Below are 21780 nucleotides of genomic sequence, written 5' to 3' on the forward strand. Positions count from 1 at the left end.
GCGGAGGTAAGCGATGATGAATCAGACGAAAACGCACCGGTACCCGATTGTATTGATAACGGTTTTTCTGTTGACTACCGTATTCACGCTTCTTCAATTCGTTTACCCTGAGGTGCTGGAACAACTGCGCCGCAACCCTGCGGCGCTGGAGAGGGGGGAGTGGTGGCGGGTGGTGACGTCGCTGCTCGTTCATGCGGACGGATGGACGCAGTATGCGCTCAATATGGTGTGTCTCCTTTTGATCGGGTACGCCGCCGAACGCCTCTTCGGTCACGGACGTTTTCTTCTGCTCTATCTGGCGGGAGGATTAATCGGCCAGCTGGCCGGATACGCAGGCTGGGATCCGTTCGGAGCCGGCGCATCGGTAGGGTTCTGCGGTGTGAGCGGCGGAATTTGCGTGGCGGCGTTAAGCAGGACGGGACGTGTAAATCCGGTACCCTGTCTCGTCTCGATATTTTTCGTCGTCGGACTTCTGATCAGCGATCTAGGAAATCTTTATATCGGCATCGTGCTGATTGTGGCTGCCGGCCTCGTCGTACCCGCCGCGAAGCGAATGAAGGACGCCAGGAGAGGACTCGAGCAAATCGCCGGAGCTGCCACGCTTGCGGGCGCCCTTATCCTGCTCTCTCTCAGGGACATTCACGGCGCGGCTATTGTCGGCGGCGCCTGCGCGGCTTTGCTGCTGCGTTTGCTGGGAGGAAAGCGAGGGCTAATCCGGGAAAAGGGCGGTGCATTGTTATAAGGTCGTTGTCAACGCCGCGGAAAAGCAGCTGCGAGAGTTTTTTTTCGCGGCTGCTTTATTTTTGGTATGTGTACGATCCGATTAAAATATTTTACAATTTTGTCCGCCTGTCATTGTTCGAAGGAATATAATAAAAGGGGGCTTGTTTTACAAGGAGGTCAAATAAGGGCCACACGTTGATATCGCTCGGAAATCCCGCAGGATTATCGGCTTGGCTAATGGGCGTAATGGATGTTGTCGGCAGATTCTATATCGGGGAGGTTGGAAAATGATTATCCGTGAAGACATGCAGCAGTTTACGATGATCGGCCAGCATGACCACGCGGTGTTGTCGGGCGAAATTGCCGATCGGCTGGTTGACGGGCTCTTCGGCGGGGATGCCGCTCAGGTGAGGTACGCCGTGCGTCAGCATGACCGGGCCTGGATCCGGCTCGACCGAACGCCGGTTTGGAACGACCGGGAACACCGCCCGTTCTCTTTTTTCGACTACCCGCTGCCGCCCAAGCTGGTTCTGTACCGGCTCGGTGTCGATGAGGTGGAAGAGGCGGACGCTTATGCTGCGCTGCTTTGCAGTCTGCATTATACATCCTTCATAGATATTCGCAGCTCGGACGATCCCGATTGCGTCGAATTTACTTCCTTGGAACGCGAACGCCAGGACCGGATCCGGTCGGCGATCGGCGATCCGGATGAGAAGAGAGTCTCCCAACATCTCAAACTGCTCCAGCTGTGCGACAACTTGTCGCTTTATGTGGGGATGAATGAGCCGGGGGCGGAAAAGCGCAGCGAGCATCCCTGGTTCAGAAACGGCGTCGGGAAGCTTGCGGATGGGAAAATGAGGGAGGCTTCTTGGATCGATAACGAGACAATCCGCATCACTCCGTGGCTGATCGAAAGCGATTTCACGGCATCGCTGCCGCTGAAACGCGTATCCAAGGACGCCGTTCAAAGGCTTGGCATCCAGCGGGCTTACGCCGAGGCGAAGCAGGAGGTACAAACCGTAACGTTTACGTGCCGGTAGGCAGCCTGACCGCACTTCAGCTCAACGCGGTACGGATGGCGGTTTATTTCCACAAAGCACCCTTAAGTTAGGGAACAACGGCGTACAATCGAAGCAATATCCGGTTCACCGAAACGGACACGATATGCAAAGCATAAGGCCGCCAGGAATTGAACGCGTTCCTGACGGCCTGTTTGGATTGCGCTGCTTGTGTGCATCAAGCCCTGCCGCCATAATTCCTCAATCCGTTTGAAATACGGAACCGCAGCAGGAGTCGCAATAAATATGATCCGCTGAACGCCTGGTGATGATGAATTTCCAGACCACGCTTCCGATCGTTTACTTAAGCGCAAAGCCTTTGCGGCGGATATATTCCGTGTAAAAGCCGAGAGGCAGGTCGGCCGTCAGCATGCCGATAAACTTTTGCGACCAATTGGCTTTCTGTTTGTTGTCCGTCCGCTGCTCGTAATAGAGCTCCATATCGCGGTCATACTGCGCAATGCTTTCCTTCATATCGGGATCATAGCGGTTTTCGAAAAAGACGACGGACTGCGGCAGACGCGGCTTTTGCTCGGGCTGCTCATCGGGAACGCCGACCGCAAATCCCGCCATCGGAATGACGAACTCCGACAAATTCAGCCATTCGTCAAGCTCCGGCAAAGCGCTGTTGACGGCTCCGATGATGACGGTTCCGAGCCCCATCGACTCCGCCGCCAAATTGGCATTTTGCAAAGCGAGCGCAGCGCTGAGCACGGCGGTTTGAAAAAAGAACGACGAGCTTAAATTGGCTCTCATCTTCGCTTTGTCTTCCGGGCTTGCCGCAGCCATGATCCGATAAAGATCGGCGCAAAAAATAAATAAATACCCGTTTCCGCCGACGGCGGCGCCGTTCGCCCGGGCTGCCAGTTTTTTTCTCAGATCGGGGTCCGTGATGCCGATCATGGCAAACGGCTGCGTATGAGCGGAGGTAGGGGCCATTTGAGCGGCGCGAACAATCGTATAATTGGTCCTGCGTAAGCGAAACCGGTTTGAACTTTCGGATCGAGCGATGATTGTAAATCGTCTTCAGTACATCATTCATCATTTGAAGGACTCCTTTGCTATATAGTTTCCATGGAAACAATGTAACACCTTATTGTTGCGCTGTCAAATGGTTTCCGTGTAAACTATGCTATAATCCAGTTTATGAAGGGAGGCTGCGTCGTGTCCGAAACAAACGAAGATTTCCTGAAGCTTACAGACCGCATTCAAAAATCGATGCTTCTTCTCCTCGCGAGCCAAACCGACGACGATTCCGATAAAACGTGGTTAATGGAGCGCACATCCAATCCGCGCCTGAAAAAACTGATTCCCCGCCAATCCGTATTAAGCCTGCATACTTTGGATATCATCAGCAGGCATAAGGGCATAAAAGGGGCGGACATTGCGCGCGAGCTGGAAGTGACGAAGGGCGCCATCTCCAAAATCACCCGAAGGCAGCTCGAGCAAGAGCTGATTCAAAAAAGTCAGCTTCCGTCCAACCTCAAAGAAATTTATTTCGCCGTCACGCCGCTGGGCGCAGAGCTTGCCGAGCTGCATCGGCAGTTTCATCTGGAGCACGACCAAAAAGGTCTGGAGCTGTTCAGAAGCTACGATTTGCAATCCCTTGAGACCGTCGCGGACTTTCTGGAAAAGCTCGCCAGACTACGCGACAGCGACGGTGAATGAAAGCCCCTCCCGAAAGCCCCGGAACTTGCATCCGGGGCTTTCGCCGCGCGTTACGATTCCCGGATCGTCGATCCGAACAGACCCCATTCAAAAAACGGAACAACAGATCAATTAAATGAATGTTGCAATCAAAAACAAAGCATCTATAAGAAAAACAAGCCAAATACGAGGAAATCAGGAAGCTATCCTGATGAAAAAATGAAATAAACCATCATTATCTATATAAAAAGATCATAAAAAAGATTCAAAATGTAAGAAATATTCACACGAATGATTGACACAATCATTTTGACGTGATTAAATCTAATTAACAACACGATCAGCACTTCATAGTCTAAAAAAGAATCGGGGAGGGGGAAATTTGGCAGTAAACCGCAGTTTAAGGAAACAACCGAAAATGGGATAGGGAGGAAAAAATGCCATGAAAAAAGGAATGTCTCTCCTGCTTTTGTGTCTGATTATCATCCTTACTGCATGCTCGCAATCCGGCGGCGGAAACGGAGCAACCAGCGGAACCAGCGGAAACGGCGGCAGCTCGAATGCCGGTTCCAATAAACCGGTCACGCTGCGGTACGGTATCTGGGACGAGAACCAAGCCCCGGCCATGAAGCAAATTGCAGCGAAATTTAATGAAACGCACCCCAATATTACCGTCAATGTGGAAATTACCCCTTTCGATCAATACTTTCAAAAATTAGAAACCTCCGCGGCAGGCAACAGCATGCCCGACGTATTCTGGATGAATCCGGCGAACTTTCCGAAATTCGCTTCGAACGACCAGCTGCTTCCGTTATCGGACTACATCGCAAGCAATAACATCGATATGAACAACTACCCCAAACCGTTGGTTGACTTCTTTACATATCAAGACAAGGTCTACGGTTTCCCCAAAGATTTCGACACCATCGGTCTATGGTATAACAAACAGCTCTTCGATGAAGCGAAGGTGCCCTATCCGGACGGAACGTGGGACTGGAACAAGCTGCTCGATGCCGCCAAGAAGCTGACGGATCCCGCCAAAGGCGTGTATGGGATCGGCGCTGCGGTCGACAGCGGTCAAACGTCGTATTATAACCTGATCCTGCAAAACGGCGGCTACGTCATCTCGGACGACAGGAAGTCGATGGGCTACGATAAGCCGGAAGCCGCCCAGGCGCTGCAGTTCTGGTACGATCTCATTCATAAATATAAAGTATCGCCGACGATCGCCCAAATGACGGATACGACTCCGGAGTCCTTATTCGAATCGGGCAAGCTGGCCATGTATACGACAGGCTCGTGGGAGGCGGTCGCCTTTAACAACACGGATTTGATCAAAGACAAGGTGGACGTGGCTCCGCTTCCGCAAATGGTCAAAAAGGCGACGATTATTAACGGGCTGGGCAACGTTGCCGCCAAAAACGGCAAACATACGGCCGAAGCCTGGGAGTTCCTGAAATTTCTCGGTTCCAAGGAAGCGGCGGAAATTATGGGCTCAACCGGAACCGTTATTCCGGCCTTCAACGGCACGCAGGACCTGTGGGTGAAATCGATGCCGAATTATAAGCTGCAGGTGTTTATCGATGCGTTATCTTACGCCGTCAACTACCCGATTTCGATGGATTTTCGCTCGATCCAGCAAACGGATACCGAGCAGCTGACGAAAGCGTTCTCCGGGCAAATTCCCCTGCCGGATGCGTTAAAAGCGATGACGGAAAAGGACAACGCCATGCTTGCAGCCGAGAAAGGATAGCAGACCATGGAAGGGGATGATGGTGTGAACGGATTGGAAATGGAACGACCATCCGCGTTGGACTTGTCTGCGGCAAAGCGAAGGAAGACAAGTCCGATGCGGCGAGGCGATTATACGTGGGCGTATTTGATGATCGCTCCTACGATGCTCGGGACCCTGCTGTTTCATATATGGCCGGTGCTGCAATCCGTCTACCTCAGCTTTACGACATGGAATTCGTTCGGGAATTACAAGTGGAGCGGGCTGGACAACTACCGGCGAATGGCGCATGACGCGGAAGTTTGGTCCTCATTGGGCAATACCGTCGTTTTTACGTTGATCACGGTGCCTGTCGGGCTCGCCTTGTCCACGATCGCGGCGGTGCTGCTCAACCAGAAAATCCGGGGCATTCCCGTTTACCGGACGCTGTATTTCCTGCCGGTCATCACGATGCCCGCGGCGATCGCCATGGTCTGGAAGTGGCTGTACAACGGCGATTTCGGCCTGCTCAACGAGCTGCTCGGCTTATTCTCGTCTGCCAAGGTACAATGGCTGACGAATCCCGGCCTCGCGCTTTATTCCACCGCGGCGGTCGCCGTCTGGTCCGCGATCGGGTACAACATGATCATTATCCTGTCGGGGCTGCAGGGAATTCCGTCCCATTTGTACGAAGCGGCTTCGATGGACGGAGCCGGCGGCATGAGAAAATTTTTCAGCATCACGCTGCCTATGCTCAGCCCGACCTTTTTCTTTTTATCGGTCATATCGATTATCTCGACCCTTCAAACCTTCGAGCTGGTGTTTATGATGATCGGGGCCAACAGCCCCGTGATCGGCAGAACGCAAACGATCGTGTACGACTTCTTCAAATACGCTTTCCTGATGAACGATAAAGGGTATGCAACGTCGATCGCCATGCTGCTGTTCGCCATCATTTTGGTGGTGACGGTCATCCAGTTCCGGGTGCAGAAAAAATGGGTTCATTACGAATAAGGAGCCTGATCATGACGATGAACAGATCCAAATTCCAAGTCAAATGGTTCATTCATCTGCTGCTCGCCATCGGCGCGTTCATCATGGTCGTGCCGTTTGCCTGGATGATTCTGACCTCTCTCAAATCGATCGGCGAAGCGACGCAGGTTCCGCCGGCTATTTTCCCTCGCAGCTACCATTGGGAAAACTACGTGAACATTTTCGGCACGCTGCCGTTTATGTCGTTTTACTGGAATACGATCGTGACCACCATCGCCAAAACGGCCGGCCAGCTGCTCTTTTGTTCGCTGGCGGCGTATGCGTTCGCGCGGATTGAATTTCCGGGCAAAAACGTCCTCTTCATCGTGCTGCTGTCCGTGCTGATGGTGCCTCAGCAGACGTATCAAATTCCGCTTTACCTCATCATGGTGAAGATGAACTGGCTGAACACTTTGACGGCGCTGATCGTGCCCGGCTTGACGAGCGCCTTCGGAACGTTTTTGCTGCGGCAGTTTTTTATGTCCCTGCCCAAGGACGTCGAGGAATCCGCCAAAATCGACGGCTGCAATCATTTCGTCATTTATTACAGGATCCTGCTTCCGCTGGCCAAGCCCGGCTTGGTCTCGCTCGCAATCCTGACCGCGCTCTGGTCCTGGAACGATTTTTTGTGGCCCATCATCGTCAACAATTCGCCCGATAAAATGACCTTGTCGGCGGGCCTCGCCTCCTTGCAGGGACAGTACGAAACCGACTATCCGATGCTTATGGCCGGCTCGGTATTGGCCACAGCGCCGATGCTAATTCTTTTCATTTTTCTGCAAAGAAATTTCATTGAAGGGATTGCGCTCTCCGGCACGAAAGGATAAGGAGGACAGGAAAAATAAGGAGCCCCGAGGAGGATGAAGCGAGCAATGAATTCGGATTCCCGCTTGTTTGTCAATGCGCGGCTGGCGCTGCCGGGAAAGGTCGCCGGGCAGGGAGGCGTTCTCGTCAGCGGCGGAAAGTTTGAAGCGATTTATACGGATGATGCATGGAAAACCGAGTGCCTCGGCGTTCCGGTGACGGATTTGGAAGGCAAATATCTCGTACCCGGTTTTGTCGACGTGCATATCCACGGAGGGGGCGGGTTCGACCTGATGTCGGGCGATCCGTCCGGCGTGGATGAAATCTGCCGCTATCACGCCTCGAGAGGAACCACCTCTTTATTGGCGACGACCCGGACGGAATCGCAGGAAGCGATCGAGCGGGGCATTCAAGGAATCGTGCAGGCGATGAAACGCGGGACCCCGGGCGCCGAGGTGCTGGGCATTCATTTGGAAGGTCCCTTTTTGAACCCGAAGCGGTGCGGCGCGCAAAATCCCGAGCTGATCCGTCAAGGCACGATCGAGGAATTCGAGCGGTATTTCCAGCTTTCAGAGCAGTCGCTCCGTCTCATTACCGTCGCACCGGAACAGGAAGGCATGCAGACGTTCATCCGCCATGTGACCGGACTCGGGACGGTCGTATCGATCGGTCATTCCGACGCGGATTACGAGACGGTCGCCGCAGCGATTGCGGCAGGCGCGAGCCATATCACGCATACGTTTAACGGCATGAGCCCGCTGCACCACCGCGAGCCCGGCGTAGCGGGGGCGGCGATGATGAGAGACGAGCTCGCGGCGGAACTGATCTGCGACGGGCTTCACGTCCATCCGGAGGTCGTCAAATTCATGTTTCGCGTCAAACCGAGGGAACAAATCATTGCCGTTACCGACTGCGTCCTGCCCGCAGGCTGCCCGGACGGCGAATTTGGGTCGGGCAGACGGACCATCGTCAAGAAGGGAAATACGATTTATTTGCAGCGGGAGAACGGGGAACCGGGCAGTCTGGCCGGAAGCACCCTGGACATGAATACGGCGCTGATCAATTTGATGCGGTTCACCGGGCTGCCTTTGCATGAGGTATTGCCCGCCTTGACGATCAATCCGGCCCGCCAGGCGAAGGAGGATCACCGGAAAGGATCGATCGAGCCGGGAAAAGACGCCGATTTTCTCATTTTATCGGACGATTTTCTGGTGGAAAGCACGTTCGTGCGCGGACATCGGGTTTACGGCAGCGAGGAAAAATTCAATCGATCAAGCGAGGGCTGAAGGATGCGCTATCTCGTTGGACTGGATCTGGGCGGCACTCATATCGTATGCGGTCTTCTCGACCTGAACGGCAATCCGGTCGCCATGCTGAAGCGGTTAACCCGGGCCGAGCAGGGCGCCGAAGCCGTGCTCGAACGAATGGCGTCCATGGTGCAAGAAACGGCTGCCGGGCACGGCGTATCTTTGACGGACATCATCACCGTCGGAGCCGGAATCCCGGGAATCGTCAACCCGGAAACCGGGGTTTCCGTGCAGGCGAGCAATTTGGGCTGGTCCAATATCCCCGTCGCGGCAGCCCTTGCCGCCAAGCTCGGGCTGCCCGTCCATATCGATAACGATGTGAAAATGTATGTGTACGGGGAAGCGGTAGCAGGGGCGGGCCGGAACGACAAGCACGTATTTGGCGTCACGATCGGCACGGGCATTGCCTCGGCGATGATTAATGAAGGAAACATTTATTACGGCGCGCAGTTTTACGCCGGGGAATTCGGGCATATCCCGCTGGACGGCAACGATCTGCCGTGCAAATGCGGGCTTCGCGGCTGTCTGGAAACGCTGGTGTCGGCAAACGGCATCGCGGCCCAGGCGAAACGGGCGGTAAGCAGCGGCCGGATGCTTGCCGGCCGGCAAAGCGATGTGGAGCAGATCACGGCGCGAGACGTATCCGAAGCGTGCGCCGAGGGAGATCCGCTAGCGAAAGAAATTATGGACTTCACCGGCGCCACATTGGGCAAAGCGCTGGCCGCAGCCGTCCCGCTACTGAGTCCGGATGTGATTATCATCGGCGGCGGAGGGGCGATGGCGGGCGAGAGCCTGTTCCGTCCTTTGCGCGAGACGCTGTTTGGCAGACTGCACAACAAATTCAGGGAACGGGTCCGCATCGAGCCGGCGCAGCATATGGAAGAGGCCGGCGTCATCGGAAGCGCGATACGCGCTTACGAGCGGCAGCAGCATGCGGAACGGAAATCGGACATGAACGAAGGAGGAATTTTAAATGATTGAAGCCGCACTGATAGGAGCGGGCGGACGCGGGATGTTTGCCTATGGGACGTATGCCGAAAAAAGGCCGCATGAAATCCGGTTTATCGCCGTTTGCGAACCGAATGAAGAACGCAGGAACCTGTTTGCGAAAAAGCACGGCATTGCGCCGGACATGCAGTTTTCTTCATGGGAACAGCTGCTGGAGCGTCCCAAGCTGTGCGACGCGCTGCTGATCTGCACCCAGGATCGCGATCATTACCGGCCGACCATGCTCGCCTTGGAAAAAGGCTATCATATTATGGTGGAAAAACCGATGTCGCCCGATCCGCTCGAAGCGCTGCGCATGGCCGAGGAAGCGGAGCGAAGAAACCGGATTCTGAAGGTTTGTCACGGAAACCGGTATTCCACGTTTTACGGCACCGTCAAGCAGCTGCTCGATCAGCGCGTGATCGGTAAGGTGATGACGGTGCAATGGACGGAAAACGTAGGCTTTTGGCATCATGCGCACAGCTTTGTCCGGGGGAACTGGCGGAATTCGCAGGAAACCAGCTCGATGCTGCTGCAAAAATCGTGCCATGACATGGATATTCTGCAGTGGCTGCTTGGCGGAAATGTGGTTCAGGTCTCGTCTTTCGGCAGCTTGTCCTATTTTACAGCGCAGAACGCGCCGGAAGGCTCGACGGACCGCTGCACGAGCGGATGCGCCGTTGAGCACGTCTGCCCTTATTCCGCGGTAAAGTTGTATTTGAACGAAGAGGATGAGTGGCCGCAGCGCGTCGTCTCGCTGGATCCCAGCCTCGATGCGCGTCTGAAGGCTTTGCAGGAAGGGCCGTACGGACGCTGCGTGTTTCATTGCGATAACGATGTCGTCGATCATCAGGTCGTCAATCTCGTTTTCGATCACGACGTTACCGTCTCCTTTACCATGTCGGCTTTTACGAGCGAAATCAGCCGTACGTTTAAAATCATGGGCTCCACCGGGGAAATTTGCGGGCATTCGCTGAAGAACGAGATTATCATTAACCATTTCTCCGGGAAGCGGGAAGTCATCCGCCCCGAATCCGTCGAAGGGGGACACGGCGGCGCCGATACCCTCATTATGATGGACTTCGTCAAGCAGGTGAAAGAGAACCGGCTTCACAGCGTCACCTCCGGAATGGAGTCCGCGCGAAGCCACCTGATCGTATTCGCCGCCGAGCAGTCACGGATGACCGGTAAAACCGTCGAATTCGACGACTATATCGCCGGATTGAAGCGGAACGCGTAACGGATAACGGGACCGGAACGAAAGTATTCAAGCATAACAAATAAGATATAAGCATGAAAATCGGCTGAGCGGGATGGGGAACCGGATCCGTTCAGCCTTCTTTTTGATGATCTTTTGCCGCTTTTTTTCGGCGGATGGCCGGCATAGAGAGCTAACCCCGCCTTAAGACGGTTCAAATGCAAGCGCTAAGAAACCGCTGCATGGTTAATGGGGAGTCCATTTTCCATGCGGCGGTTTCTTTTGGATTGGCGTATGTTTCCCTTCCGGTGTCAGCGTGGCGAAGCGGACAGGCGGCTTATTTGATGCCGGTCATCGTAAGACCTTTAATGAACTGGCGCTGGAAGATCAGGAAAATGATCAGCACCGGAATCATGATCAGCACGGCTGCGGACATCACCACGTTGTAGTTCACGGAATGATGACTGTTGAAAAAGACCAGCGCAAGCGGCACCGTCATTTTCTGCTCTTCGTTCAGTACGATGAGCGGCCATAAGTAATTGTTCCAGGCGGACATGAAGGTAAAGATGCCGAGAGCGGACATCGCAGGTGTAATCTGCGGGATAATGACGGATAAATAGATGCGGAATTCCCGGGCTCCGTCGATCCGGCACGCTTCGATCAAATCGCGCGGTATACCTTCGACGAATTGTTTGCAAAGGTAAATGCCGAAGGAGCTGACCAGATATGGAACGACGATCGCCGATAAATTGTTGATGAGGTGCAGCTTGGAAATGATCAGGTAAGTTGGAATCATGACGACTTGAAACGGTACCATTAATGTCGCGAGAATGACGACAAATAAGATTTTTTTGCCGCGAAACGTAAATTTGGCGAAGATATAACCGGCAAGCGAGCTGGAGAACAGCGTGCCGGCCGTTACAATCGCCGATGTAAGCAGGCTGTTGAAGAACCACCGCATGAACGGCGCGTCGCTTACGACCGTATGATAGCCCTGCAAGGTAGGCTTCTTCGGCAGAAGGGACGTCGAATCGCGAAGGATCTCGACATTGCTTTTGAACGACAGCAGCAGCATCCACAAATACGGCACGAACATGATCAGAGATGCGGCCGAAAGCACGCATATCAGGACGATGTAGGGGATATCCCATTGTTTTTTTCTCATAGCATACCTCATTAGTATTCCCATTGGGATCGGCCCAGACGGATTTGGACCAAGGTGATGGCTAAAATGATGAGCAGCAGCACGAAAGCGATCGACGACGCGTAGCCCATATTCATGTACGAGAAAGCGTTGTCGAAGATGTCCAGAGCCAAAACCCGGGTTCCGTTGCTCGGACCGCCGTTCGTCATAATCTGGAACTGCGGAAACATTTGAAAATACGAAATACACGTCATGATGACGACAAATACGCTTGTCCTGCTCAGCAGCGGCATCGTAATATGCCGGAACAGCTGCCACCGGCCGGCGCCGTCCAGCTCGGCCGCCTCGTAAAACATTTGCGGAATGGAGTCCAGGCCGGCCATGAAAATGACGATATTATAGCCGATATCGGCCCACAGCGTCATCATCACGATCGAGATCATCGCCATTTGCGGGTCGGAAAGCCAATTCACTTCGGGCATTCCCAAGCGGTCCAAAATGAGGTTGAACAGCCCGTCATTTTGCCGCAGCATAACCGTCCAGACGACGGCTGAGCCCGATAACGGCGCAATCGTCGGCAGGAAAAACAAGGTGCGGAACGTGTTGCGCCAAAACCTGCTGCGCACGCGGTTGATGCCGATCGCCAGCGCCAAGGTCAGCACCAGGTTGCCGGGAATCGCCATGAGCACGAATTTGAACGTGTTCCCGAACGACTTGAGGAACAGATCGTCATGAAGCATGCGCTTAAAGTTGCCAAAGCCGATAAAAGGGGAATGTGCGTCGAGCGGGCTGTAGTTGTAAAACATGAGCACAAGCCCCCAAACAATCGGGACGATGGCGAAAATCAGGAAAATGGCGATAATCGGGGACAGGGAAACGGATACAAAACGCATTTCGCTCACTTGCTGCTGAAAGTGCCGTTCATTTTTCAAATGACTTCCCTCCAAATGTCAAAAGAATCGAACGGAGGAAAGGAAGTCCTATTCCTCCGGATTCGCCCCGCCCGCTAGCTCAGCTCCGGGATGTAAGCCCGGTCCGCCTCGTACAGTTCGTCAAACATTCGCTTAATCTCCTCGGGAGAACATACCGCCGAAGTCAGCGGGTCAACGAGCAGCGCATGGAACGCCATATCCCGGCTTCGTTGGATGACCGCATCGACGGCAAGCTCGAAAAACGCCATATTGCTGCGGCATAGAGCCGCCAAATGCTCCGGCAGACTGCCGAACCGGGTCGGGTGAACGCCGTTCCGGTCGACCATGCAGGCCACTTCGACGATTCCGCCCGCCGGCAGGTTATGAATCAGTCCCTCGTTCGGCACATTGCCGTAAATGACCTTCGGACTGTTGCTCAGCACAGCCTCGATGATGACGGCCGCATATTCGTGGCTCGATTCCAGCGCAATCGGTTCTTCGCCGGACAGCTTCGCGCGGATCGCCTTGTCCGAACGCTCCCTCATTGCGGGCCAGCGGTTGGCGTAAAATCCGGTTTCCCCTTTATAATCCGGTCCGCAATGCTTGTCGATCAGCTCCTGCCGTTTCCGGTAATAGGGTATGTACTCGGAGAAGTGGCCGCTGGATTCCGAAACGAAAGCGCCGCTGTATTTCATGAAATCAAGCCGTACCGGATCTTTGGCGACGAACTCGGGATCGTTCATTTGTGCGATCAAGGCCGGATACAGATCACGGCCATGGTGAGTAAGCTCCACAAACCACGACATGTGGTTGATGCCGCCCGCTCTCCATTTCAATTCTTCGTAAGGGACGTTCGCATATTCGGAAAGCTGCCTGGACGTGTTTTGAATGGAATGGCATAAGCCGACGACGGGGATGGGGCTGGATTTGACGGTAGCGAGCGTGACCGCGGACATGGGGTTCGTATAGTTTAAGATCATCGCATCCGGGCAAAGCTCCTCGATATCCCGCACGATCTCCAGCCATACCGGCACGGTGCGAAGAATTTTAAACAAGCCTCCGGGTCCCAACGTATCTCCGATGCACTGCTTAACCCCGTATTTCAGCGGAATTTCAAAGTCGTTCCGGACCGTTTGCATGCCGGCGACTTCAATCTGGTTGACGACGAAACGGGTTCCGGGAAGCACTTCTTTCCGGTTGACCGAGGCGGAGACCCGGAACGATTTCCCTGTCATCTTCACGACTTGTTCCACCAATTGCCGGGCAAGCTCGAGACGTTCCGGATCGACGTCCACAAGCGCGATTTCGCCTGAATCGAGACCGGAAATGTTCAGGATGTCCACAACAATGTGCTGGGTGAAAAAGCTTCCTGCGCCGATAATGGAAATTTTCGTCAAAACAATCACCTCATGAATTAGAATATGAAGCAGTAAATCGAATCTATCCTTATTTAATCATCGAGATATGATTGAGTCAATCATTTGTTTAAAGAAATTTTTAAAACAGTGATTGCAAAAATCAAAAAGCTGAGATATGATGCTGATTATAAGGGGAATCGAAAGATGTGATGCTGATTATCAGGCAATCCGTGTGGTATAATCATTCCATCTTGTGTTTTTACTGCACAGAGGAGTGATAGAATGGAATATTCAAAGGTGGAAAGCCGCCGCAAACAATTGATTGATTTAATCAAACAGCATGGACGGGTTTCGCTGCAGGAAATTACCGACCGCCTTCAAATATCGGAGGCAACCGCACGCAGAGATCTGGACACGCTGGAAAAATCGGGACAAATCATCCGTTCAATCGGCGGTGCCATATATGATGGCGGAGAAAAGGAAATCCCCTTTTCGGAAAAACGCTCGGTCTTATCGAAAGAAAAAGAGCAAATCGCGCAAACGGCCGCAAGTCTCGTGCAGGAAGGCGATGTGATCGGGCTTACGGGCGGAACGACTACGTATTTAATCGCAAAGTCGCTCAAGCAGAAGAAAAACATTACGGTCGTCACCAATACCGTCAATATCGCGACGGAGCTGGCGGAAGCGGAAGATATCCAGGTGGTGGTTACAGGAGGGGTAATGCGAAACAAAAGCTTCGAGCTTTGCGGTCCGCTTGCCGAAATCATTTTGGAGAACATCAACATTACGAAAATGTTTTTCGGGATTGACGGTTTTTCCGTGGAGCAGGGCTTTACGATGTATTCCGAACTGGAAAATCGAATCACGCAGCTGATGATTTCAAGATCGAGAAAAAGCTTCGCCGTCTTCGATCATTCCAAGCTGGGGATCGCTTCGCTGTTCACCATAACGCCTCTCCATCAAGTACATGGCGTCATTTTGGACCGCTTGCCGGCAAACGCGTATACGGATGCTTTTCAGCAGGCCAACGTCAAGATTTATACGCCTGAAAGCCTCCAATAAGCTGCCCGAATAAGGTTGTTCCCCCCAGTTTAACCGTTCCCCGAAGACGAACGCGCTTTCCGAGATCTACACCCGCTTACCGATTGTGACGTTCAGCGCATGCGGCCGCGGATGCTTCGGCATCCCCGCCTCACCCGCTGGACCCGAACTCCCGCGAAACAGGACATATCGCCCTGTCTATTCAACGACTGCGCTTTTACAGTATAAATTATCCATTAATATTAAAAATTACATATTTTAATCCCGATTTCGGTAAGGAGGTGAGCTTCGATGACTTCTCGATGAGCTGACATCGTCCGCCGCGCGTTCAACATTATCAAACGGGAGGTAATGGATTTGGGAATGAAGTTGAAAATGGCACTGCCGTTCTTGCTCGTCTTCATCTTGGGTTTGACCGCATGCTCCGACGGCGGGGCGGGGGGATCGAACGGTTCCGGCGGTTCCGGCGGTTCGTCATCCAAAAAAGTCACGCTGACCTGGTGGTCTCAGGACAGCCCCTCATTTGTCGATGCAAACAAACAGCTGATCGAAGCGTATAAGAAGGTTCATCCGGAGATCACCATCAATTACCAAACGTTCCCTTACGATGCGTTTATTCAAAAGCTGCAGGCCAGCTATGCTTCGGGCAATCCGCCGGATATCGCCCAAATGTTCGGCACCTGGGTGTGGGAATACGCCAAGAACGGCAAGCTTGAGCCTCTGGACCTCGGCACGCTGAAGGACGACCTGTATCCCGCGGCGATCGGGGGTTATACGTACAACAATCAGGTATATGGCATACCGCACGAATTCAATATCGAAAACGACGGGATGCTGGCCTGGAAGGACATGTTTGACAAAAAAGGCATTGCGTACCCTCCCAAAACGTGGAACGATATGATTGAAGCGGCCCAAAAGCTGACGGTTTACGACGGCAATAAAATCAAGGTGAGAGGGCTGGACATTACGTCCAACGACAGTGTCAATTTTACGTTTCTGGCCATGATTTTGCAGCAGGGCGGCAAGTACTGGACGGAGGACAACCACGTCAATTTCCAGACTCCCGAAGCCGTCAAGGCGATGACCGCACTCACCGATTTGATTACGAAATACAAGGTTTCGGATTTATCCACGTTCGGCAATACGGACGAAGAGCCCTATATGATCTTCTTCAAAAACGGATCGGCGATGACGACGGCGGGACCGTGGACGATTGCGGAAGGGAAGACGACGTTCGGAACCGACGGCTTCGATTATATTCCGGTTCCTTCCTTCACCTCCGGTCCGCCCGTTTTCGCGGCCGAATCCGGCTGGGGAGAGGTCGTCTCCGCGGCCAGCAAAAACAAGGAGGCGGCGAAAGATTTTGTCACCTTCGCGGCGCAGCCGGATCAGGCGAAAGCCTGGAATTTGCGGACCTTTACCGTGCCGGCCAATAAGAAGGTGGCGGCCGACGCCGATTTTCTGCAGCAGGTTCCGCTCATGAAGACATCCCTTGACGTGCTGCAGTACGGTCAATGGGTCGGACCGGTAATCGATCGCGATTATTGGTGGAAGGTGGTCTCCGACCATTTTCAGGCGATATGCGAAGGAAAAGTGACGGTTGAAGAAGGATTAAAACAAATTCAGGATAATATTAATCAGATGATCGATTCCCATAAATAAACTCGGAGGGAGATCCTCTCCCTCCCCCAGGGAGGTGTCCGATGCGCCGCAGCGTTGTTGTTTTGGGCGAACTGAATGTCGATTTTATCGTAACCGGAAAAGACGTGACCCCGGAGTGGAACCGCGAAAAAACGGTGGACTCGTTCCGCGCCGTCCTTGGCTCGTCTTCCGCGATTACGGCATGCGGTCTGGCGGGGCTCGGCCTGGACGTGTCGTTCGTAAGCGTTGTTGGCGACGACAGCTTTGGCGCGTTCTGCATCGAGAGGCTGCAGGCTATGGGGGTGCGGACCGATTTCGTCAAAGCCGATCCCGCGCTGCAAACGGGCGTAACGTTATCGTTGTCGGACGGGAGCGACCGGGCGCTGTTGACGTATATGGGAGCCATTCCTCATCTGGCCCCCGATTATTTGCCCGAAGATTTGTTTGACCGGGCGGATCACATTCATTTTGGTTCGTATTATTTGCAAACGGGCATGAAGCCTCATTGGAACGCGCTGTTCGCCGAGGCGCGAAAGCGCGGCGTCACCACCTCCTTCGATACGGGGTGGGACCCGGACGAACGGTTCGATCGGGACGAAATATCCCGATTATTGGAGCATACCGATATGTTTATTCCGAGCGAGGATGAGCTGCTGCATATTTGGGGTGCCGGCGACATCGAACAGGCGGATGAAGCCTTGTCCGGCTATGGCGGAATGGCTGCCGTGAAACGGGGAGCGCGGGGAGCGATGCTGCTGGATCGCGGCAAGCGGATCTGCTCGGTGCAGGCGTATAATCTTGTTCCCGTCGATACGACGGGAGCGGGCGATTCGTTTAATGCCGGACTCATTTACGGCCGTTTGACGGGCAAAACGGGAAGAGAGCTGCTTCTTTTTGCGAGCGCTTGCGGCGCGATGGCCACGCAGCGGATCGGAGGCGCAAGCAGCGTGCCGGACGCGGCGGAAGTCGAAGCCTTCATGTCCGCCCATTCGCTTCGTGCCGAAGGCTAAAACGAAGCAGTTTACAAAAATTAATCAAATATTTATTAAAAAATGATTGAAAAAATCATATTAATGATTTAGTATTTCATTATTATGATGAAAGGGGCTTAATCCTATGTCGCAGTATGGAAAATTTACGTATCCGGAAATATCGACGCAAGCCGAAGCGCTGCAGGCAGCGTGGGAGCAATTGGAGAAGCAGCAGGAATGGGCAGCGAAATATATTCTTAATCCCGCTTACGAAGAAATCATTTTTATCGGATCCGGTTCCTCCTATTATCAGGCGCTCACGATGGCGGCCACTTGCCGGTCCTGGGCCGGGAAAAGCACGGCGGCTTATCCTTCCTCCGAAATCTATTTGTTCCGCGACCAGGCTGCGCCGCAGGGGCGCAGCCGGCTGCTGATCGGCGTTTCCCGCTCCGGCGAATCGACGGAAGTCATTCTGGCACTCGAATCCGTCCGCGATCTGCCGGGCTGGACGATTGCCGGAATTACCTGTTACGAGGACAGCCGGATGGCGCGGCTCGCCGAATGTCTCGTCTCGCCGCTGGGCCGGGAACAGAGCACCGTCATGACCAAATCGTTCAGCAGCATGACCTTTCTGATGCAGGCCGCCATTGCAAAAGGGGCCGGAAACGTCAAAGCCTTGGGCGAGCTGGAAGCCGTCATGAAACGCGACGCTGCGGTCGTCCGGGAGGCCGACGCTGTCGTCCGGATGCTGACGGAAAGCAAATCTTTTAATAAGTACATTTATTTAGGAATGGGAGCTTACGGCGGCATCGCGTCCGAAGCGAGTCTGAAAATCAAGGAGATGTCGTACGTCTGGACCGAAAGCTACGGCACCCTGGAATTCCGCCACGGCCCCAAATCCATCGTGGATAACGGCACCCTGGTTTGCCTGCTCGTATCCGAGCACGCCCGTTCCTATGAATTGAAGGTTGCGGAGGAAATGAAGGAATACGGGGCGCATATCGTCCTGATCACGGCTGCAAAAGGGGAAGATACGGCTTTTGCCGATACGGTGTTCGAGATCGGCGGAGCCGAATTGTCTGATGAGGCGAGGAGCGTGCTGTACCTGCCCGCGCTTCAATATCTCGGTTATTATACGGCACTTCAGCGGAACGTCGATCCGGATTCCCCGAAAAATTTGACGCAGGTTGTTAAAATATAAACGAGCATACGGATTAGGGGGAGTGTGATTATGCCACTAGTTTCATCGACGCCGCTTCTTGAATCGGCTAGAGCGGGCGGGTACGGAATCGGCGCGTTTAACGTACATACGCTCGAAATGCTGCAGGCGGTCGTGGAAGCGGCGGAGGAAACGCGGTCCCCGCTCATTTTGCAGTCCACGACGGGTACCGTTAAACACCTCGGTCCCGATTATATCGCCGCAGCCGCTTCCGTGGCGGCGGACAGGTCGGGCATTCCGATCGCGCTGCATCTCGATCACTGCACCGACTTCAACATGATCGTCAGATGTATACGTGCCGGTTATACGTCCGTCATGATCGACGCGTCGATGCTTCCGTTCGACGAGAATGTGAAACGGACGCAGAAGGTTGTCGAAATCGCGCAGGCCGCGGGCGGCGTCAACGTGGAAGCCGAGCTTGGCAAAGTGGGCGGCGTGGAGGACGACATTGTCGTCGCGGAGCATGACGCACTGATGGCCGACCCGGAGGAATGCGCGCGATTTGTCGATCTGACCGGCGTTCCGACGCTTGCGCCTGCCATCGGCACCGCCCACGGTATGTACAAAGGCGAGCCGAACATCGATTTCGACCGGATTCGCCGCATCGCCGAACAGGTGTCCGTTCCGCTCGTACTGCACGGCGGCTCCGGCATTCCCGAGGAGCAGGTGAAGCGCTGCGTTTCGCTCGGCATGGCGAAGATGAACATCGCCACCGAAATCCGGATCGTGTTCTCCGACATGATCAAGCAGGTGTTTGCCGAGCATCCGGACGAGAACGACCCGCGCAAATATATGATTCCCGCCAAGCAGGCGGTCAAAGAAGCGGCAATCGCCAAAATGACGATGCTCGGGTGCACCGGCAAAGCTTTCGATTGGAAGTAGAGGAGGCCAGGCGATGATTACGACCGTAACCTTGAACGCCGCAATCGATAAAACCTATTATTTGCCCCGGTTCCCGATCGGTCAAGTCACTCGCGTGTCGAACATGTCCGTCGATGCCGGAGGCAAAGGGCTTAACGTGGCAAGAGTCATCAAGCAGTTGGGATTTCCCGTCATGGCTGCCGGTTTTGTCGGGGGCTATAACGGCCAATATATCGAAAATACGCTGAAGCAGAGCGGCATCCCGCACGATTTTGTGCATGTCGATGGGGAATCAAGGATATGTCTCAACATCATTGACGAATCGGCCGCGACTTCAAGCGAGCTGCTGGAGCCGGGACCGTCTATAACGGAGGAGCAGATCGGCGAGCTGAAACGAAAGCTGGCCGGGCTGGCCGCCCGGTCTCGGGTCGTCTGCTTCAGCGGCAGCCTCCCGGCCGGTGTGCCGCTGGATATTTATGCGGATCTGATCCGCATTGCGAAAGCGGAGGGTGCGTTCGTCTTCCTCGATACGAGCGGAGAAGCGCTGCGCTGCGGACTGGAGGCGGGTCCCTGCCTCATCAAGCCCAATGAGGAGGAAGCGATTGCGCTGCTGGGCAAGGCTGGGGGCGGGGAAGAGGATTATTTTCGCGCTTTGGAGGACTTCTGCGGAAACCGGATTTCCCGGACCGTCGTTTCGCTGGGCGGCAGCGGAGCTTTGGCGCTGTGGGAGGGCAGCCGTTACCGCATCCGGATCCCCGCCGTTCCCGTCGTCAATACCGTCGGCTCCGGCGATGCGTTTCTAGCCGGCATGGCCGCTGCCCTTGCGGACGGACGCGGACCGGAGGACTGCCTGCGGCTGGCCGCGGCAGCCGGTACGGCGAACGCTTTGCAGCGTCGAACCGGCTGGGTGGAGCCGGCCGACGTCGACAATCTGCTTGGTCTCGTAACGGTTGAATCCGCCGGGTAAAAGCTCCTTGGTTAAGTAGTTATCCTGCCGTTCACTTCCGTTTGGGAAGGGAGCGGCTTTTTCGCTGCCGGTTGAAGCGGAGTTCAGCTATCACCCGATGTGATAGCAGGTTTCATTTCTATTTCTATCGCACGATATCCGATGAAGGTATAATATAGTCATCGGGAGGGGATAGACATGAATATCGTAATCGTTGGAGCCGGTGCCGTCGGCGGGTATTTCGGCGGAAAAATGGTCCGTGCCGGCGTTCCGGTCACTTTTTTCGTCCGGGAAAAGCGCTATCGGCAAATCGAGGAGAACGGTCTTCGCGTCAAGAGCGTACACGGCGACTTTACGGTTCGGCCGAAGCTGATTACAAAGGCGGAGGATGCGGAGCGTCCGGATTTCATCGTCGCAGCTGTCAAAGCGTACCAGCTGGAAGGCGCGTTTCCGGCATTGGATGTCTGGGTATCGCAAGGGGCGAAGGTCGTCTCGCTGTTGAACGGGATCGAACCCGTCGATCGGCTGCTGGAACGTTATGGCGGCTCTGCCGTGCTGGGCGGCTTGAACTACATCGAATCGACGCTCGACCGCGAAGGGCAAATCGTACAGACGAGTCCGATGCAGGAAATCGTATTCGGCGCGCTGTCCGCGGAAAACAAGCCGGCTGCGTCTCAGCTGATGCAGACGCTGGAGCCATGCGATTTTAAAGTAACGCTTAGCGACGATATCAAACGGGACATGTGGGAAAAATATTTGTTTCTGACCGTGCTCAGCGGCATGACGTCCGCCGCGCGCAAGCCGCTTGGCGATATTTTGGCCGATCGAGAGGCGGCGCTTTTTATGGAGGACATGCTGGCTGAGCTGACCCGGCTTGCCCGTGCAGAAGGAATTACGTTCCAGGAAGACATCAATACGAAAATTAGGGGGAGATTCGCGGCCGTCCCGAAAACGATGACTTCGTCCATGTACCGGGATCTCGCCGGCGGCCTGCCTCTGGAGCTGGAAAACCTGCAAGGATACGCCGTCCGGTTAGGCGAGAAGCACCGCATCAACGTCCCCTGCCTGCGTGCCGTGTACGCATTGCTTCATCCGTACGCGAATGGTGAGGCTTCCGGACCGTCTTCACTAGCCTGAACGAAGCAGCCGCTTGAAATCGGATTGCCACGGCGACGCGAAATCCGATTTTTTTCCCTGCTTCCGCTCGTTTCGTGATATCAT

20 protein-coding genes are annotated in these 21780 nt (G+C 54.3%); 16 read left to right on the forward strand and 4 right to left on the reverse strand.

Annotation, left to right across the window (positions count from 1 at the left end; all coding sequences use genetic code 11):
• Nucleotides 1-16: 16 nt before the first annotated feature.
• Together PD282_RS13110 and PD282_RS13115 are read left to right on the forward strand one after the other, a co-directional pair.
• Nucleotides 17-742 (forward strand): rhomboid family intramembrane serine protease, encoded by a 726-nt coding sequence (locus PD282_RS13110; protein WP_274651124.1) that lies wholly within the window; start codon nucleotides 17-19, stop codon nucleotides 740-742.
• 268 nt (nucleotides 743-1010) lie between these two features.
• Nucleotides 1011-1763 (forward strand): DUF3891 family protein, encoded by a 753-nt coding sequence (locus PD282_RS13115; RefSeq protein ID WP_274651125.1) that lies wholly within the window; start codon nucleotides 1011-1013, stop codon nucleotides 1761-1763.
• A gap of 318 nt (nucleotides 1764-2081) precedes the next feature.
• Here PD282_RS13115 and PD282_RS13120 read toward each other — a convergent pair whose 3' ends face one another.
• The gene (locus PD282_RS13120) at nucleotides 2082-2684 is read right to left on the reverse strand and encodes a nitroreductase family protein (protein WP_274651126.1); all 603 of its coding nucleotides are present in this window, start codon (nucleotides 2682-2684) and stop codon (nucleotides 2082-2084) included.
• A gap of 261 nt (nucleotides 2685-2945) precedes the next feature.
• On the opposite strand from PD282_RS13120, the gene PD282_RS13125 reads away from it, so the two are divergent.
• The 7 genes from PD282_RS13125 to PD282_RS13155 all read left to right on the forward strand — a co-directional run bounded on the left by PD282_RS13125 (nucleotide 2946) and on the right by PD282_RS13155 (nucleotide 10509).
• Complete coding sequence (locus tag PD282_RS13125; RefSeq protein WP_274651127.1) at nucleotides 2946-3449, forward strand: MarR family transcriptional regulator; 504 nt, start codon at nucleotides 2946-2948, stop codon at nucleotides 3447-3449.
• A gap of 421 nt (nucleotides 3450-3870) precedes the next feature.
• Nucleotides 3871-5181, forward strand: coding sequence for an ABC transporter substrate-binding protein (locus PD282_RS13130; RefSeq protein ID WP_274651128.1), 1311 nt, complete (start codon nucleotides 3871-3873; stop codon nucleotides 5179-5181).
• Nucleotides 5182-5277: 96 nt separating this feature from the next.
• A complete protein-coding gene (locus PD282_RS13135; protein WP_274651129.1) occupies nucleotides 5278-6153 on the forward strand; it encodes a carbohydrate ABC transporter permease in 876 nt (291 codons plus the stop codon).
• 11 nt (nucleotides 6154-6164) lie between these two features.
• On the forward strand, nucleotides 6165-6998 hold the full coding sequence (locus tag PD282_RS13140; RefSeq protein WP_420832291.1) for a carbohydrate ABC transporter permease: 834 nt from the start codon (nucleotides 6165-6167) through the stop codon (nucleotides 6996-6998).
• A 45-nt stretch (nucleotides 6999-7043) separates the two neighbouring features.
• Nucleotides 7044-8261 (forward strand): N-acetylglucosamine-6-phosphate deacetylase, encoded by a 1218-nt coding sequence (gene nagA / locus PD282_RS13145; RefSeq protein ID WP_274651130.1) that lies wholly within the window; start codon nucleotides 7044-7046, stop codon nucleotides 8259-8261.
• A 3-nt stretch (nucleotides 8262-8264) separates the two neighbouring features.
• Nucleotides 8265-9263, forward strand: coding sequence for an ROK family protein (locus PD282_RS13150; protein ID WP_274651131.1), 999 nt, complete (start codon nucleotides 8265-8267; stop codon nucleotides 9261-9263).
• Nucleotides 9256-10509, forward strand: coding sequence for a Gfo/Idh/MocA family protein (locus tag PD282_RS13155; RefSeq protein WP_274651132.1), 1254 nt, complete (start codon nucleotides 9256-9258; stop codon nucleotides 10507-10509). The genes PD282_RS13150 and PD282_RS13155 overlap by 8 nt, the downstream gene beginning before the upstream one ends.
• Before the next feature lie 295 nt (nucleotides 10510-10804).
• Here the strand turns inward: PD282_RS13155 and PD282_RS13160 are convergent, their stop codons facing one another.
• The 3 genes from PD282_RS13160 to melA form a co-directional block, all read right to left on the reverse strand.
• On the reverse strand, nucleotides 10805-11632 hold the full coding sequence (locus PD282_RS13160) for a carbohydrate ABC transporter permease (protein WP_274651133.1): 828 nt from the start codon (nucleotides 11630-11632) through the stop codon (nucleotides 10805-10807).
• 11 nt (nucleotides 11633-11643) lie between these two features.
• A complete protein-coding gene (locus tag PD282_RS13165; RefSeq protein WP_274651134.1) occupies nucleotides 11644-12543 on the reverse strand; it encodes a carbohydrate ABC transporter permease in 900 nt (299 codons plus the stop codon).
• Nucleotides 12544-12617: 74 nt separating this feature from the next.
• Nucleotides 12618-13919 carry an alpha-galactosidase gene (melA, locus tag PD282_RS13170; RefSeq protein WP_274651135.1) on the reverse strand — a complete coding sequence of 434 codons (1302 nt, stop codon included), beginning with the start codon at nucleotides 13917-13919 and terminating at the stop codon, nucleotides 12618-12620.
• Nucleotides 13920-14162: 243 nt separating this feature from the next.
• Here melA and PD282_RS13175 point away from each other — a divergent pair, with 243 nt between their 5' ends.
• The 7 genes from PD282_RS13175 to PD282_RS13205 all read left to right on the forward strand — a co-directional run bounded on the left by PD282_RS13175 (nucleotide 14163) and on the right by PD282_RS13205 (nucleotide 21696).
• Nucleotides 14163-14942 (forward strand): DeoR/GlpR family DNA-binding transcription regulator, encoded by a 780-nt coding sequence (locus PD282_RS13175; protein WP_274651136.1) that lies wholly within the window; start codon nucleotides 14163-14165, stop codon nucleotides 14940-14942.
• A gap of 342 nt (nucleotides 14943-15284) precedes the next feature.
• Nucleotides 15285-16583: an ABC transporter substrate-binding protein gene (locus tag PD282_RS13180; protein ID WP_274655201.1), complete on the forward strand. Its 1299-nt coding sequence runs from the start codon at nucleotides 15285-15287 to the stop codon at nucleotides 16581-16583.
• Between the two features lie 41 nt (nucleotides 16584-16624).
• On the forward strand, nucleotides 16625-17572 hold the full coding sequence (locus PD282_RS13185; protein ID WP_274651137.1) for a carbohydrate kinase family protein: 948 nt from the start codon (nucleotides 16625-16627) through the stop codon (nucleotides 17570-17572).
• Nucleotides 17573-17678: 106 nt separating this feature from the next.
• Nucleotides 17679-18734, forward strand: coding sequence for an SIS domain-containing protein (locus tag PD282_RS13190; RefSeq protein ID WP_274651138.1), 1056 nt, complete (start codon nucleotides 17679-17681; stop codon nucleotides 18732-18734).
• 30 nt (nucleotides 18735-18764) lie between these two features.
• Nucleotides 18765-19634 carry a class II fructose-1,6-bisphosphate aldolase gene (gene fba, locus PD282_RS13195; RefSeq protein WP_274651139.1) on the forward strand — a complete coding sequence of 290 codons (870 nt, stop codon included), beginning with the start codon at nucleotides 18765-18767 and terminating at the stop codon, nucleotides 19632-19634.
• 13 nt (nucleotides 19635-19647) lie between these two features.
• Nucleotides 19648-20580, forward strand: a complete 933-nt coding sequence (gene pfkB, locus PD282_RS13200; RefSeq protein ID WP_274651140.1) for a 1-phosphofructokinase — start codon at nucleotides 19648-19650, stop codon at nucleotides 20578-20580.
• 177 nt (nucleotides 20581-20757) lie between these two features.
• On the forward strand, nucleotides 20758-21696 hold the full coding sequence (locus PD282_RS13205) for a ketopantoate reductase family protein (RefSeq protein ID WP_274651141.1): 939 nt from the start codon (nucleotides 20758-20760) through the stop codon (nucleotides 21694-21696).
• Nucleotides 21697-21780: the final 84 nt, after the last annotated feature.

The organism is Paenibacillus humicola, assembly GCF_028826105.1.
Lineage (GTDB): Bacteria > Bacillota > Bacilli > Paenibacillales > Paenibacillaceae > Paenibacillus_Z > Paenibacillus_Z humicola.

Bases quoted from the DNA above. Each gene is read 5' to 3' on its own strand.
- PD282_RS13175 (WP_274651136.1), top strand. From the start codon at position 14,163: ATGGAATATTCAAAGGTGGAAAGCCGCCGCAAACAATTGATTGATTTA.
- PD282_RS13180 (WP_274655201.1), top strand. From the start codon at position 15,285: ATGAAGTTGAAAATGGCACTGCCGTTCTTGCTCGTCTTCATCTTGGGT.
- PD282_RS13190 (WP_274651138.1), top strand. From the start codon at position 17,679: ATGTCGCAGTATGGAAAATTTACGTATCCGGAAATATCGACGCAAGCC.
- PD282_RS13205 (WP_274651141.1), top strand. From the start codon at position 20,758: ATGAATATCGTAATCGTTGGAGCCGGTGCCGTCGGCGGGTATTTCGGC.
- PD282_RS13115 (WP_274651125.1), top strand. From the start codon at position 1,011: ATGATTATCCGTGAAGACATGCAGCAGTTTACGATGATCGGCCAGCAT.
- pfkB (WP_274651140.1), top strand. From the start codon at position 19,648: ATGATTACGACCGTAACCTTGAACGCCGCAATCGATAAAACCTATTAT.
- PD282_RS13110 (WP_274651124.1), top strand. From the start codon at position 17: ATGAATCAGACGAAAACGCACCGGTACCCGATTGTATTGATAACGGTT.
- PD282_RS13185 (WP_274651137.1), top strand. From the start codon at position 16,625: ATGCGCCGCAGCGTTGTTGTTTTGGGCGAACTGAATGTCGATTTTATC.
- PD282_RS13150 (WP_274651131.1), top strand. From the start codon at position 8,265: ATGCGCTATCTCGTTGGACTGGATCTGGGCGGCACTCATATCGTATGC.
- PD282_RS13130 (WP_274651128.1), top strand. From the start codon at position 3,871: ATGAAAAAAGGAATGTCTCTCCTGCTTTTGTGTCTGATTATCATCCTT.
- PD282_RS13155 (WP_274651132.1), top strand. From the start codon at position 9,256: ATGATTGAAGCCGCACTGATAGGAGCGGGCGGACGCGGGATGTTTGCC.
- nagA (WP_274651130.1), top strand. From the start codon at position 7,044: ATGAATTCGGATTCCCGCTTGTTTGTCAATGCGCGGCTGGCGCTGCCG.
- PD282_RS13160 (WP_274651133.1), bottom strand. From the start codon at position 11,632: ATGAGAAAAAAACAATGGGATATCCCCTACATCGTCCTGATATGCGTG.
- PD282_RS13120 (WP_274651126.1), bottom strand. From the start codon at position 2,684: ATGATCGGCATCACGGACCCCGATCTGAGAAAAAAACTGGCAGCCCGG.
- PD282_RS13140 (WP_420832291.1), top strand. From the start codon at position 6,165: ATGACGATGAACAGATCCAAATTCCAAGTCAAATGGTTCATTCATCTG.
- fba (WP_274651139.1), top strand. From the start codon at position 18,765: ATGCCACTAGTTTCATCGACGCCGCTTCTTGAATCGGCTAGAGCGGGC.
- PD282_RS13135 (WP_274651129.1), top strand. From the start codon at position 5,278: ATGCGGCGAGGCGATTATACGTGGGCGTATTTGATGATCGCTCCTACG.